A 12,472-nucleotide genomic window follows, 5' to 3' on the forward strand; every position below is an offset into this window, starting at 1 on the left:
GGCATGAGCATCGTCACCCCAATCCAATCGAAAAGCGGATTCACCCGAATGGACAACGACCTGTACGAGGCCCTGATCGGGGCTGAGCTGTCAGGCCGCGAGCTTCGTGTCGCCCTGGCAATCCATCGCCAAACCGCTGGTTACAACCTTGAGAGCGCCTGCATTGCGGCGTCGTACATCGCTGAGATGTCCGGCATTCGTCGCGAGGACGTGTCCCGTGCGATCTGCGAGCTGATCCGCCAAGGCGTGATTTACCGGGACGGCGGTAGCCGTAGCCCAATCGGTTTTGCCCCAGTCGGCGAGTGGAAGATCGACAAGAAAAACACCCATCCGAACAAGCCAAAAGAAGTGCCACAGTGTGGCGTTTCCAACACGTCCAATGTGGCGTTTCTACCACACAATAAAGAAAGAAATACAAATACTACTCCTGACGGAGTAGTCGTCGACGCCGAGCGTCAACCAGCCCAAGCGAAACCGGCTCGGCAAAAGCCAGCGATGGAAGCCTGTCCGTATCAGGACATTGTCGACCTGTATCACAAGGCACTGCCTGAACTCCCAGCCGTTGCCATCCTGAACGACGGCCGCAAGCGTGCCCTGCAGGCGCGTTGGCGTGAGAGCGAGGTCCACCGTGACCTGAGCTTCTGGGCTGACTACTTCTGCCAGGTCAAGGCCTCCCAGTTCCTGATGGGGCAGGTTCCTGGCCGCAACGGCTCCAAGCCTTTCCGCGCAACCTTCGACTGGCTGATCGCCCCGTCCAACTTCGTCAAGGTGGTGGAGGGCAATTACCATGCGTGAGCCCTACAACGCCGAAGCCGAGCATGGCCTGCTGGGTGCCATGCTCCAGCGCCCGGAGCTGATCGACACCCTGTCCGACGACTTGTCGCCTGAGTCGTTCTACTTCGCCGAGAACGCTGAGGTGTTTCGCGGAATCATGGCACTGCGCGCTGCTGGCAAGGCCGTTGACCTGCTGACCGTCGCGGATCACATCGGCATGCTCGACAACGGCGACAAGGCCTTGGGCCACTGCGCCGCCCTGGTCGCCAATACCCCCAGCGTGGCCAACGCCGGCACCTATGCGGGCATCGTTCGTGAGCGTGCCATCGAGCGCGCCCTGTACGACCTGAGCGACAAGACCCTGGAGATCGTCCAGAGCGGCGGGAACATCCAGGACAAGATCGCAGCGGTACAGGCCGCCGCCATGGCTATCGACTCGGGCTGCGATGGTGAGGAGGTCGTGAAGGCCGCTGACCTGATGGCTGATCAGCTTGAGGTTTGGCAAGAGCGTCACGACCGGCTGTCACGCGGCGAAACGCTGATCGGACTATCCACCGGCCTGGCCGACCTCGACGAGAAGCTGGGTGGCCTGCAGCCGGAGCAATTGATCATCGTGGCTGGCCGCCCGGCCATGGGCAAGACAACCCTGGCCATGGGCTTTGTGCTGGACGCCGTGGTACGGCAGAAGAAGTCCGGCCTGGTGGTTAGCCTGGAGATGAGCAAGGGGCAGTTGCTGGACCGGGCCGTGGCTGCTGAGGGCAAAGTCCCGCTCAGCCTGATCAAGAACGGTTCGGCCTGCGAGTCGCACGGCGCCGAACTCTGCGCAGCAGCGGCCAAGTTGAAGCATGCCAATCTGTTCATCGCCGACCGAGCCGGCGCCACCGTTGGGCGAATCCGCTCACTCGCTCGTCGTCACAAGATGCGCTATGGCCTCGACATCCTGATGATCGATTACCTGCAGCTGATGGACGGCGATGGCGGCAACCGCACCGAGGAAATCAGCGGCATCAGCCGCGGTTGCAAGCTGCTGGCCCGTGAGCTTGGTATTCCGGTCGTGCTTCTGAGCCAGCTGTCGCGCAAGTGCGAGGAGCGCCCGAACAAGCGCCCAGTGCAGTCCGACCTGCGCGAGTCAGGGGCCATCGAGCAGGACGCCGACGTGATCCTGTTCGTATACCGCGACGAGGTCTACCACGAAAACAGCGAATACAAGGGCGTGGCCGAGATCATCATCGGCAAGGGCCGCGACATCGAGACCGGCACCGTCCGCGCAGCCTTCCTGGGCCAGTACAACCGCTTCGAGAACCTGTCCCCCAGCTGGCAGCCGCCTGTGAAGGCGCAGCCGGCCAGCGACCGCCCGCTGTCGGACCGCTATCGCCGCAAGGAGGTCGCTGCATGAGCACGCTGCTCACCCCTAACCCCGCCGAGTACCGCTACGCGCTCTACTGCCGTAGCGACCAGCTCGACATTTCCTATGGTGCCCGGCAGCCCGTGGCGCTGTACCGCGAAGAGGCGTTGGCCCAGGCGCACGGCGCCCGGATGTGGCCCGGCGCCTTCACCGTCATCGACCTGCAAGGAGGCGATCCATGCGCCAATCCAAACTGACCAAGGCCGCCCGTGGCCGCGACTGCCAGGTGCGCATTCCAGGCGTGTGCAACGGCAATCCCGAAACCACCGTCCTGGCCCACTACCGCATGGCCGGGACCTGTGGCGTGGGCATCAAGCCGCACGACATGCAAGGCGCCTGGGCCTGCAGCGCTTGCCATGACGCGTGCGACGGTCGCAGAGGTATTGTGGACCGCGAAACCGCCCGGCAGTACCACGCCGAGGGCGTGATGCGCACCCAGGCCATCCTGATCGGCGAGGGGGTATTGGTCGCATGAGTGCCACAGCCTTTCGACCTTTCAAGGTCAAGGCCGCCCGCGCCAAGCCCGTCGACCGCGAGGGTCAGGAGCAAGCGGCGCTGATGCAGGAGCTGCAGCTGCGCTACCCGAAGGCCTACGCGCTGATCTATCACGTCCCGAACGGCGGGCACCGGGTCAAGGCCGTGGCCGCAAAGTTGAAGGGGCAGGGCGTCAAGGCCGGCGTGCCTGACCTGGTTCTGCCGATGGCGCGCGGCGGTTGGTTCGGCCTGTACATCGAGTTCAAGGCCCAGCCCCCGTTCGACGCACCGGTCTCGCCAAGCCAGGATGCCTACTTGCAGGCCCTGCACCGCCAGGGCTACCTGGCCATTGTGTGCCGGGGCAGCATTGACGCGGTGGAGGCCATTCGCGCCTACCTGCTGCAGCCCGCCACGGTGGCCGCATGAGCGCGACCCGGGAAGTGAAGTTCAGCGAGGCCGAGGTCCGCCGGCAGGCTGCCGACAAGTCGGTGCGTGACTTGCGCGACCCGCGTCACCCCGGCCTGTACCTGCGCTTCTGGAGCACTCGCGACCGTGGCACCTGGCACCTGGTGCGCGGCAAGCGCTGGGTGCCGATCGCCCGTTGGCCCGACCTGAGCGCGTCGGCGGTGATCGCTGAGCTGCCCGTGCTGCGGCAACGCCTGCTGCGCGATCCCGGCAAGGCGCCGGTGGCCTCGGGCATGCTCAGCGCCGGCCAGTTGCTGGACTGGTACGGTGACCGCCTGACCCGTGATCGCTCGCTGTCGATGAAACGCAAAGCCGGTGCGCGCTCCGCCATTGCCCAGCACCTGAAGCCGCGCCTGGGCAGCCTGGCCCTTGCCGACGTGAATGCCGAATCGTTGGACAAGCACTTGATGTGGCCCTGCCAGGCTGAGGTGTCGCTGTCCTACCTACGGCAGATGTTCACGCTGCTGCTGACCGCGTTCCGCCAGGCCCTGAAGCTGGGCCTGATCGACCGCAACCCCATGGCGGGGATGCGCTTCAGCGACTTCACTAGGGCCAAGATCGTGCCCAAGGCCGCCCGTCTGCGCGACGTGCAATTGCCCGCGCTGATGCAGCAGCTGACCCAGGCCTTCGACTCCGCCCCGAATGACGCCATGCTGGCCCTGATGATGCTGGCTCACGGCACCCGGATCGGCGAAACCCGCATGGCCCGCTGGAGTGACATCAGCCTGGCCGCTGCCGAATGGTTCATTCCAGCCGCTCACACCAAGACCCGCACCGAGCACCGCCTGCCACTGACCGCTCAGCTCAAGGCGCTGCTGACTCGGTACCGGGCGATCCAGCAGGCGCAGGGGTACAAGGGCGTTTACCTGTTCCCGAACCGCCGTGGCCACTGCCTGAGCGAGGCCCAGGCCAGTCAGGTGTTCACGCGCCTGGGGCAGGGCGAGTGGACCAGCCACGACCTGCGCAAGGTCTCCCGCACCACCTGGACCGACCTCGGGATCGACGGCCATATCGGCGAGATGCTGCTGAATCACACGCTGGGCAAGATCGCCAGCACCTACATCCACACGCAGGCCATGGAGCAGCGCAAGTTGGCACTGGAGAAGTGGCATGCGTGGCTTGATCGGATCGGTTTCACAGCCATCCACGGCCTTAAAGAGGCCTTATTTGAAATCCCGCAGAAATCGCCACAAGCCAATGGCGGCGAGGCCTCGGGCGACCTTAACGAATTAGTAATAGGCGAGGATTCAAAACGATGAGGAAGAGCCACGGCCCCGCCTTCAAGAAGGCTGTGATCGAGTTGGCTCAGTGCCCTTTGTGCCGTGGGAGAGCGGTCACCAAGGGTGTGTTTCACGAACTGCCATGCGACCACTGCAACGCCTCGGGCTGGGTGGTGGCTGCAACTGGCGAGGCCCTGGCCCTGGATGAACTGGTGACCCAGCTCAGCATGAGGCTCCAGGCCGCGACACGGCAGATTGAGCAATTGAAGAAGCCACGGGCGACTGGCCCGGAGGCGCTGTATCAGGAAGGCAACCGGCTGGGCGCCGGCGGCAGCAACTACACGGGCGATTGAGGGGGAAGGACATGATCTACAACAGCGTATCGGGTGCAGTGGTGGCCGCTCTGGCGGCTGGGGAGAAGGGCGCCGCCAAAGGGCAGGCCTGGCAGAAACTTTACAAGGCAGCAGAGGAGGAGGGTGGTTGCCTGGCTTCGCTCGGTGGGCAGTCGGGTGGTTTTGATCGGGCCCAGGTGGACTATTGGCTATCCGCTCGGCTGCATCATTTGTTGATCCCCCGGCACTGGCAGGCGTTGAATGCGAAGTACGCCACCAGCAAGGGTAAGAAGCTGCAGGGCATCTCAGCCATTGCGCCACTGATCGCCAGCCCAGCGCCGCAGCTGTTCATCTACAAGGCGGTCACCGCCTGGGCTGTGCCGAAGTTGAGAGGAGCTCGTCGGAAAGGGCCGCGCTCCGTGTCGGTGGACATTCCGCTGGACGCACCGGAGTGGCGTCGTAACAACCTGGTTGATGCTGCACTGGCGGCTGGTCAGGCTGAGCGGAAGAAGGCCGAGGCGCTTGCCGAAGACCTGATCGTCCTGCCCGACAGCTTCTACGACATGAACACCTGGGATCTGGACGGCACGCCGGAGCCAACCCGCTATCGGTGGCGGTCCGGGATCAAGGAGAAACTGGACGGGATGGTTGATGACGCGCTGATCGAAGTGCGGGCGATTCTGGAGGCCGAGGGATTGCTCATGAAAGAAGCAGCGTAATTGCCTGTTGACATCGGTGAGAGAGTGAGAGAAATTATCGCCATCCTGTCATTCCTGCGCGTGTTGAGGACTGACCAGCAAAAGCCCGGCCTCTGAGTCGGGCTTTGTCGTTCTAGGAGCTTGCGAATCTGTAAATCCTGATAGCATTCTGGAGTCACTTAAACACCAGAGAGCAAAAGGAATGTTTGCGCGAACTGCTGCTATTGGCCTGTTGATGTTTCCGCTTCTGGCGGTTGCCGCCCAGAAAACCGAGTACCTGATCCCTGAAGACTGGGAGTCGAACAAGAAGGCTGCTCCAGAAGAGACATACTTGGAGCTGACGCCGAAATCGTTCCAGGCTGGCATGGGTAAATACGTCAAAGAGATCCCCCAATGCGCTTCAGCCAAGCTGAGCAAAGGCGAGGTCATCAAGGACGGAAAGTACGTCTACCAGACGCTCAAGTTGAGCGGGGCCTCGGTCGACATCCTTCTGGATGTGAACGCAAAAGGCAAAATCGCTAAAGCTAAGTTCACTGGGCCAGAAGGTGCGAAGAACGACGCCCAGCTGCAGGCCATGATGTGTTCGACATATGCGGTAATGCGTACCCTGCAGCCTGAATACGAAAAGTCCAGTCAGGCGCAGAAAAACATGACCCATCTTTGGAAGTCGGCTGCTGAGAAGCCTTTCACCAAGGCGTTCTACTTCAACAGCATCAAGGCCCAGTACGTTCCATTCGAGATGAACGTTTACTGACCTGCATAATCATTACAACCCCGCTTCGGCGGGGTTTTTTATTTCCACTCCCCGAAACGGGAGGAATCGAGATGCCAAACATGCCCGAGAAGGATCCTGGCCTGTGGGCCGCTGTGCTCGCCTGGGTGCTGGCTCATCAGCCTCAGCTGTACACCGGCGGCATCGCTGCTGCAGTTGCTATGTGTCGCGTTATCTATGGTGGTGGTCGAGGGCGCAAGGTTGTCCTTGAGGGCACCATTTGCAGTCTGATCGCCGTCAGCCTGTTGCCGGTTCTGGAGTACTTCGCGCTTCCTCCCAACCTTTCTGTCTTCGCGGGTTGCCTGGTTGGATTTATTGGCGTGGAGAAGCTGCGCGAATACTCCGACCGGTTCATGAGCAAGAAGGTAGAAGGCTGATGGCCAGACTTCCGAACATCAGGCCGCGAGTAAGTCCCGTGCAGGCTCGCAAGATGAGCAGCCTCAGTACGACCGAGCGTCGAATGACTGGCAGTGGTTTGCAGGCCAGGCGGTTCAGGCTTTGGAAGGCATCGCCTGTGTGCGCCATGTGTGGGCGTGTAGTGGCCTATCCGCATGGCTTCGAGCTGGATCACCGGACCCCTCTGCATCAGGGTGGAGCCGACACCGATGACAACTGCCAGCTTCTCTGCTGCGGCCCTGACGGATGCCATCTAAAGAAGACGGCGGCGGACGCCTCGGCCTGGTCCGGGGCGGGGGAGGGGTAAAACTTCGGAGCTCTTCACCCCTGGAAACCACTCGCCCTCCCATTCGCAGATTTTTTCCCCTCTCACGGAAAAGTTAACCATGGCTTTAACCGACAAGAAGCGACGGTTTGCTGACGCTTTGCTGTCGGGTGCGTCAAACCGAGACGCGGCCATCGTCGCCGGATACTCGGAGAAAACCGCGTCGCAAGCGGGCTCCAAGCTCGCAAGGGACCCAGATGTCATCGCCGCAATCGGCCGCCATCTGCGTGACCGGCAGGCGGAGGCCGCCGAAGTTAAGCCAGGTCGAAAAGTTAAAGGTCCTTCACCCGAGGACGCCACCGTTGGCGAGCTAGACCTGGGCGACTTCGACGACCCGATGGACTTCCTGAAGGCTGTCATGAACGAACAGACCGCCGAGCCCAAGTTGCGCGTCGATGCCGCCAAGGCCCTGCTGCCCTACAAGCACGGAAAGGTCGCCGACCAGGGCAAAAAAGAGCAGAAGGCAGCCGCGGCCGACCAAGCCAGCAAGGGGCGTTTCGGCGCCCGTCCTCCACCGAAGCTGGTGGTCAACAACAAGGGGTGATGCATGGAGTGGACGACCGCCTGCCCGGATTGGGAGGCCCGGATCGTCGCCGGCCAATCGCTGATACCCTTCAAGCCGCTGTTTCCTGATGAGGCCGAGGCCGCGCTTGAGGTGTTCAAGGCACTCAAGGTCGTCGACCTGCCAGGTCAACCGACATTCGGTGAGTGCTGCGATGAATGGGTGTTCGATTACGTTGCCGCCATCTTCGGCGCCTACGATGCTGACAGCGGCAAGCAACTAATCCGGGAATTCTTCCTGCTGATCAGCAAGAAGAACACGAAATCGACGATCGCCGCCGGCATCATGCTGACGGCGTTGATCTTGAACTGGCGGCACGACGAAGAGCTGCTGATCATCGCGCCGACGATTGAGGTTGCAGCGAACAGCTACAAGCCGGCTGCCGGCATGGTGCGTGCTGATCCAGAACTCAGCGAGTTGCTGCATGTGCAAGACCACATCCGCACCATCACTCACCGGGTGAACAATGCGGCGCTGAAGGTGGTGGCAGCCGATACCGACACGGTATCAGGCAAGAAGTCCGGCAAGATCCTGATCGACGAGCTGTGGGTGTTCGGCAAGCGGGCGAACGCTGACGCCATGCTTATGGAGGCCACTGGCGGGCAGATCTCCAGGGACGAAGGGTTTGTGATTCTGCTGTCGACGCAGAGCGACGAGCCGCCTGCCGGCGTCTTCGAGGAGAAACTGAGCTACTACCGCGATGTGCGCGACGGCGTGGTCAACGACCGTAAGTCGCTGGGCGTTCTGTACGAGTTCCCCGAGTCCATGGTTAAGAGCAAGGCCTACTTGCAGCCGGACAACTTCTACGTCACCAACCCCAACATGGGGCGGTCGGTGAGCAGGGAGTGGCTGGAAGACGAGCTGGCGAAGAATCTGCGCAAGGACGAGGGGAGTCAGCGGAAGTTCCTGGCCAAGCACCTGAACATACAGATCGGCATGAACCTGCGGGCGAACCGCTGGGCCGGCGCCGATCACTGGGAAGGGCGGGGCGACAAGCTCCTCACCCTCGACGAGCTGCTGCGCAGAAGTGAAGTAGTGGTGGCCGGGATCGACGGCGGGGGGCTGGACGACCTGTTGGGCCTGAGCTTGATCGGGCGAGAGCGCGGTAGCCGGAAGTGGCTGCATTGGGCCCATGCCTGGGCGCACAAGATCGTGCTGGAGCGCCGGAAGGACATCGTCAGTGTGCTGAACGACTTTTCGTCGGATGGAGACCTGACCATTGTTCAACTGCCAGGGGAGGATGTTCGGGGTGTCGCTGACATCATCTGCCGGGTGCGCGACGCCGGCCTTCTACCAGAGACGCAGGCGATCGGGGTGGACGCCGCAGGAATTGGCGACATCATCGATGAGCTCACCACCGAAGAGCGCGGCATCGCCATGGAGCGGATCGCCTCTGTATCACAAGGGTGGCGCCTGAACGGTGCGATCAAGACCACTGAGCGTAAGGTTGCTGGTGGGGAGTTCATTCACGGCGCCTCCCGGCTGATGGCCTGGTGCGTGGGAAACGCCAAGACCGTTCAGGTCGGCAATGCGATTGCCATCAACAAGCAGATTAGCGGCACCGCCAAGATTGACCCGCTGATGGCGACCTTCGATGCAGCAACGCTGATGGCACTGAATCCTGCGGCTTCGGCCGCGGGCGACTTTCTCGACTTCTTGTCACAACCATTGAGCATGTAATGGCCGATACCGACTACAGCATTGACTTGCGAACCCGGAGCCCATTCTGGGCGCGCCTGGCCAGCTTCTTCGTTGGCGGCCGGCTCGCAACGCCGGATAAGGGTTCTCAGGGCGGCCCCGTCTCTGCCGCCGGCACGGTGGGAGACTCGGTCATCACCGACGAACGAACGCTGCAGATCTCAACTGTATTTGCTTGCGTTCGGCTGATCTCGGCTGTCACCGCAACCCTTCCGCTTGACGTGTTCGAAACCAAGGACGGAAACCGTCAGAAGGTCGACCTCGATAACCCGCTGGCTCGGCTGCTGCGTTACAGCCCCAACCGGTTTATGACCGCGGTCGAGTTCCGCACCGCGATGACCATGCAACTTTGCTTCTACGGCAACGCCTATGCCTTGATTGAGCGCAACGGTGCCGGCGATGTGGTCAGCCTGATTCCGCTGATGTCCGTCAATATGGATCCCCGTCTAGAGGGGGGGAGGATCGTTTACCGATATCGCCGCGACACCGAGTACGCCAACTTCAAGCAGAGTGAAATTTTTCACCTGAAGGGATTCGGTTTCAACGGCCTGGTCGGGCTTTCGCCGATCGCCTTCGCGGCCAAGACTGCCGGGGTGGCCGTGGCGATGGAAGATCAGCAGCGCGATTTCTACGGTAACGGCGCCAAGTCACCGCAGATTCTCATGACTGGCGACAAGGTGCTCAGTAAGGAGCAACGCGGGCAGTTGGAAGAAAACTTCAAGGAAATTGCCGGCGGCCCGGTCCGCAAGCGCTTGTGGATCCTCGAGGCAGGTTTCACAACTCAATCCATCGGCGTCAGCCCCCAGGACGCAGAGACAATGGCATCGCGCAAGTTCCAGGTGAGCGAACTGGCCCGCTTCTTTGGCGTGCCTCCGCACCTTGTGGGGGACGTTGAGAAAAGCACAAGTTGGGGCTCTGGCATCGAGCAGCAGAACTTGGGATTCCTTCAGTACACCCTCGCGCCGTACCTAAGCTGGTGGGAACAGGCCATACACCGATGGCTGGTTAAGTCTGCAGATGCTGGGCGTTTTCATGCCGAGCACAACCTCGACGGCCTGCTCAGGGGCGATTCAGCAGCACGGGCAGCATTCATGGGGGCAATGGTTGACAAGGGCCTGCGTACCCGGAATGAGCTGCGCCGCCTAGACAACGAGCCGCCGCTGCCCGGTGGCGACGTGGCTACGTGCCAGTCGCAGAACATCCCGATCACCGAACTCGGCAAGCCAAGCCCCGCACCTAGCGGGGCTTGATCATTCTGGAGGCAGCAAATGCCAAGCATCAGAAAGACCTTGGCCTTCGACCAGGCCGAGATCAAGTTCGCTAGTTCCGGCGCCCAGGGCGTTTTCGAGGGCTACGCAAGCGTGTTCAGCGTCGTCGATGGCGACGGCGACATCATCTTGCCTGGGGCTTTCAAGTCGGCCCTGCAGACGCAGAGCCGTCAGGTGGGAATGTTCTTCAACCACCGCACCTGGGAGATCCCGGTGGGCAAGTGGTTGGAGATCGCCGAGGACAGTAAGGGCCTGCACGTTCGCGGCGAACTTACCAAGGGTCATTCCGGTGCCGTTGATCTGCGAGCCGCGATGGAGCACCAGACCGTGCGTGGCATGTCGGTCAACTTTTCAGCCCGAAAGGACGACTTCGACCTAATCGCCACCGGCCGCGCGTTCAAGAACATGGCCAGCCTCAACGAAATCAGCATCTGCACCCAGCCGGCCAACGAACTGGCCACAGTCGAGTCGCTGAAAAGCCTGGAGGCAATCACCAGCATCCGCGACGCGGAGCACTGGCTGCGGGACGTAGCCGGGGTTTCCAAGTCCGAAGCGCAGGCGTTCATCGCCCGCATCAAGTCCGCAGTTCGGAGCGAGTCCGAAGGCGGCGACGACATCGCCGCGCTCATCGAGCGCATCAACACCTTCCCAAAACTCTGAACCGAGGATCTACCCATGTCCGAGCTGGCCCAAGTCCAGAAGGCGATCGAAACCGCGCAGACTCGCATGACCGAGCTGTTCGACGCCCAAAAGAAAGAAATCGAAGCGACCGGCGCTGTCAGCAAGCAGCTGCAGACCGATCTGACCACTGTGCAGGAAGAGCTCAAGACCGCAGGCACCCGGCTGTTCGACCTCGAGTCGAAGCTCGCAGGCGGCAACCTCGACAACCCTGAGAACAAGAAATCGTTCGCAGCTCAGGCCGCCGAGGACCTGAAAAAGGGCTGGAACGGATCGAGCACTGGCCAGGTCGATGTGAAGAGTTTCAGCAAGGCGCTGGGCTCTGGCTCTGCCTCGGCCGGTGCATTGGTACAGCCGCAGCAACTCCCTGGCATTCTGATGCCTGGCCTGCGCCGTCTTACCATCCGCGACCTGCTCGCCCAGGGTCGCACCTCTTCGAATGCGATCGATTACGTTCGCGAGAACGTCTTCACCAACAGCGCCGCGCCAGTGGCCGAAGGCGCTTTGAAGCCTGAGTCGCAGCTCACTTTCACCAAGGAAACCGCGAACGTGAAAACCATCGCCCACTGGATCCAGGCGTCTCGCCAGATCATGGACGATGCGCCGATGCTCGAGTCTTATGTGAACGGTCGACTGCTGTTCGGGCTGGATCTGGTGGAAGAGGGCCAGCTGCTCAATGGTGATGGCACTGGTGACAACCTGATCGGCCTGAACAAGGTGGCCACGGCTTACGACACCGGCCTGGACGCCGCTGGTGACACCAAGGCTGATCGAATCGCCCACGCGATCTTCCAGGTCACCGAATCGGAGTTCGAGGCGTCGGGCATCATCCTGAACCCGCGTGACTGGCACGCTATCTCCCTGCTGAAGGATGAGCAGGGCCGCTACATCTTCGGCGGTCCCGCCGCCTTCGCCGCGCGCGTCATGTGGGGGCTCCCGGTGGTCGCGACCAAGGCACAGGCGCAAGGCACATTCACCGTAGGGGGCTTCGACTTGGCGTCCCAGGTTTGGGACCGCATGGACGCCACCATCGAGGTCAGCAACCAGGATCGCGACAACTTCGTGAAGAACATGCTGACCATCCTGTGCGAAGAGCGCCTGGCTGTGACGCACTACCGTCCGTCCGCCATCATCAAGGGCGCCTTTGCGGCCCCAGCCCCGTAATCACTGGAGGCGGAGCGGGCAACCGCTCCGGTTGGATCGATGATCAAAATTCGCGCACTCCGTCAGTTTTCCCACTACCACGCCGGAACCTTTGACCAGAACGAGGAACGTCGCGTAGATCTGGCGATTGCTGAGGCCCTGGTAGGCATGCAGCTTGCTGTCTATGTCGATGCCCCACAAGCTGCTGACCAGCAGGACCAGCAGGACCAGCAGGACCAGCAGGACCAGCAGGACCAGCAGG

17 protein-coding genes are annotated in these 12,472 nt (G+C 61.8%); 16 read left to right on the top strand and 1 reads right to left on the bottom strand.

Annotated features, from left to right (window positions below; genetic code table 11):
* The first annotated feature begins 3 nt into the window (after positions 1-3).
* The 16 genes from ABOA88_RS19505 to ABOA88_RS19580 all read left to right on the top strand — a co-directional run bounded on the left by ABOA88_RS19505 (position 4) and on the right by ABOA88_RS19580 (position 12,231).
* On the top strand, positions 4-795 hold the full coding sequence (locus ABOA88_RS19505; RefSeq protein WP_367852014.1) for a replication protein: 792 nt from the start codon (positions 4-6) through the stop codon (positions 793-795).
* Positions 788-2,170 (top strand): replicative DNA helicase, encoded by a 1,383-nt coding sequence (dnaB, locus tag ABOA88_RS19510; protein WP_367852015.1) that lies wholly within the window; start codon positions 788-790, stop codon positions 2,168-2,170. The genes ABOA88_RS19505 and dnaB overlap by 8 nt, the downstream gene beginning before the upstream one ends.
* Positions 2,167-2,376 carry a hypothetical protein gene (locus tag ABOA88_RS19515; protein ID WP_182816100.1) on the top strand — a complete coding sequence of 70 codons (210 nt, stop codon included), beginning with the start codon at positions 2,167-2,169 and terminating at the stop codon, positions 2,374-2,376. Before dnaB ends, ABOA88_RS19515 begins: the two co-directional genes overlap by 4 nt.
* Positions 2,358-2,654 (top strand): DUF1364 domain-containing protein, encoded by a 297-nt coding sequence (locus ABOA88_RS19520; RefSeq protein WP_367852016.1) that lies wholly within the window; start codon positions 2,358-2,360, stop codon positions 2,652-2,654. Before ABOA88_RS19515 ends, ABOA88_RS19520 begins: the two co-directional genes overlap by 19 nt.
* The gene (locus ABOA88_RS19525; RefSeq protein ID WP_367852017.1) at positions 2,651-3,079 is read left to right on the top strand and encodes a VRR-NUC domain-containing protein; all 429 of its coding nucleotides are present in this window, start codon (positions 2,651-2,653) and stop codon (positions 3,077-3,079) included. The genes ABOA88_RS19520 and ABOA88_RS19525 overlap by 4 nt, the downstream gene beginning before the upstream one ends.
* Positions 3,076-4,377, top strand: a complete 1,302-nt coding sequence (locus ABOA88_RS19530) for a tyrosine-type recombinase/integrase (RefSeq protein WP_367852018.1) — start codon at positions 3,076-3,078, stop codon at positions 4,375-4,377. Before ABOA88_RS19525 ends, ABOA88_RS19530 begins: the two co-directional genes overlap by 4 nt.
* The gene (locus tag ABOA88_RS19535) at positions 4,374-4,691 is read left to right on the top strand and encodes a hypothetical protein (RefSeq protein WP_367852019.1); all 318 of its coding nucleotides are present in this window, start codon (positions 4,374-4,376) and stop codon (positions 4,689-4,691) included. Before ABOA88_RS19530 ends, ABOA88_RS19535 begins: the two co-directional genes overlap by 4 nt.
* Before the next feature lie 11 nt (positions 4,692-4,702).
* Positions 4,703-5,389 (top strand): hypothetical protein, encoded by a 687-nt coding sequence (locus ABOA88_RS19540; protein ID WP_367852020.1) that lies wholly within the window; start codon positions 4,703-4,705, stop codon positions 5,387-5,389.
* Positions 5,390-5,570: 181 nt separating this feature from the next.
* Complete coding sequence (locus tag ABOA88_RS19545) at positions 5,571-6,122, top strand: hypothetical protein (protein WP_367852021.1); 552 nt, start codon at positions 5,571-5,573, stop codon at positions 6,120-6,122.
* 80 nt (positions 6,123-6,202) lie between these two features.
* Positions 6,203-6,517 carry a phage holin, lambda family gene (locus tag ABOA88_RS19550; protein ID WP_437437106.1) on the top strand — a complete coding sequence of 105 codons (315 nt, stop codon included), beginning with the start codon at positions 6,203-6,205 and terminating at the stop codon, positions 6,515-6,517.
* A 146-nt stretch (positions 6,518-6,663) separates the two neighbouring features.
* Complete coding sequence (locus ABOA88_RS19555; protein ID WP_367852029.1) at positions 6,664-6,843, top strand: HNH endonuclease; 180 nt, start codon at positions 6,664-6,666, stop codon at positions 6,841-6,843.
* Between the two features lie 79 nt (positions 6,844-6,922).
* Positions 6,923-7,405: a terminase small subunit gene (locus ABOA88_RS19560; RefSeq protein WP_367852022.1), complete on the top strand. Its 483-nt coding sequence runs from the start codon at positions 6,923-6,925 to the stop codon at positions 7,403-7,405.
* Between the two features lie 3 nt (positions 7,406-7,408).
* Entirely contained in the window at positions 7,409-9,103 is a 1,695-nt protein-coding gene (locus tag ABOA88_RS19565; RefSeq protein WP_367852023.1) for a terminase large subunit, read from the top strand.
* Positions 9,103-10,371, top strand: a complete 1,269-nt coding sequence (locus tag ABOA88_RS19570; protein ID WP_367852024.1) for a phage portal protein — start codon at positions 9,103-9,105, stop codon at positions 10,369-10,371. The genes ABOA88_RS19565 and ABOA88_RS19570 overlap by 1 nt, the downstream gene beginning before the upstream one ends.
* Before the next feature lie 18 nt (positions 10,372-10,389).
* Complete coding sequence (locus ABOA88_RS19575; RefSeq protein ID WP_367852025.1) at positions 10,390-11,049, top strand: HK97 family phage prohead protease; 660 nt, start codon at positions 10,390-10,392, stop codon at positions 11,047-11,049.
* Between the two features lie 15 nt (positions 11,050-11,064).
* Complete coding sequence (locus tag ABOA88_RS19580) at positions 11,065-12,231, top strand: phage major capsid protein (RefSeq protein WP_367852026.1); 1,167 nt, start codon at positions 11,065-11,067, stop codon at positions 12,229-12,231.
* Here ABOA88_RS19580 and ABOA88_RS19585 read toward each other — a convergent pair.
* A partial coding sequence (locus tag ABOA88_RS19585; RefSeq protein WP_440127985.1) for a hypothetical protein occupies positions 12,232-12,472 on the bottom strand: 241 nt, incomplete at its 5' end.

Source organism: Pseudomonas sp. PKS (assembly GCF_051913525.1).
GTDB lineage: Bacteria > Pseudomonadota > Gammaproteobacteria > Pseudomonadales > Pseudomonadaceae > Aquipseudomonas > Aquipseudomonas guariconensis_D.

Coding starts and splice junctions, on each gene's coding strand:
- ABOA88_RS19575 (WP_367852025.1), top strand. CDS start 10,390: ATGCCAAGCATCAGAAAGACCTTGGCCTTCGACCAGGCCGAGATCAAG.
- ABOA88_RS19520 (WP_367852016.1), top strand. CDS start 2,358: ATGCGCCAATCCAAACTGACCAAGGCCGCCCGTGGCCGCGACTGCCAG.
- ABOA88_RS19570 (WP_367852024.1), top strand. CDS start 9,103: ATGGCCGATACCGACTACAGCATTGACTTGCGAACCCGGAGCCCATTC.
- ABOA88_RS19545 (WP_367852021.1), top strand. CDS start 5,571: ATGTTTGCGCGAACTGCTGCTATTGGCCTGTTGATGTTTCCGCTTCTG.
- ABOA88_RS19505 (WP_367852014.1), top strand. CDS start 4: ATGAGCATCGTCACCCCAATCCAATCGAAAAGCGGATTCACCCGAATG.
- ABOA88_RS19560 (WP_367852022.1), top strand. CDS start 6,923: ATGGCTTTAACCGACAAGAAGCGACGGTTTGCTGACGCTTTGCTGTCG.
- ABOA88_RS19555 (WP_367852029.1), top strand. CDS start 6,664: ATGTGTGGGCGTGTAGTGGCCTATCCGCATGGCTTCGAGCTGGATCAC.
- ABOA88_RS19515 (WP_182816100.1), top strand. CDS start 2,167: ATGAGCACGCTGCTCACCCCTAACCCCGCCGAGTACCGCTACGCGCTC.
- ABOA88_RS19550 (WP_437437106.1), top strand. CDS start 6,203: ATGCCCGAGAAGGATCCTGGCCTGTGGGCCGCTGTGCTCGCCTGGGTG.
- ABOA88_RS19525 (WP_367852017.1), top strand. CDS start 2,651: ATGAGTGCCACAGCCTTTCGACCTTTCAAGGTCAAGGCCGCCCGCGCC.
- ABOA88_RS19580 (WP_367852026.1), top strand. CDS start 11,065: ATGTCCGAGCTGGCCCAAGTCCAGAAGGCGATCGAAACCGCGCAGACT.
- ABOA88_RS19535 (WP_367852019.1), top strand. CDS start 4,374: ATGAGGAAGAGCCACGGCCCCGCCTTCAAGAAGGCTGTGATCGAGTTG.
- dnaB (WP_367852015.1), top strand. CDS start 788: ATGCGTGAGCCCTACAACGCCGAAGCCGAGCATGGCCTGCTGGGTGCC.
- ABOA88_RS19565 (WP_367852023.1), top strand. CDS start 7,409: ATGGAGTGGACGACCGCCTGCCCGGATTGGGAGGCCCGGATCGTCGCC.
- ABOA88_RS19540 (WP_367852020.1), top strand. CDS start 4,703: ATGATCTACAACAGCGTATCGGGTGCAGTGGTGGCCGCTCTGGCGGCT.
- ABOA88_RS19530 (WP_367852018.1), top strand. CDS start 3,076: ATGAGCGCGACCCGGGAAGTGAAGTTCAGCGAGGCCGAGGTCCGCCGG.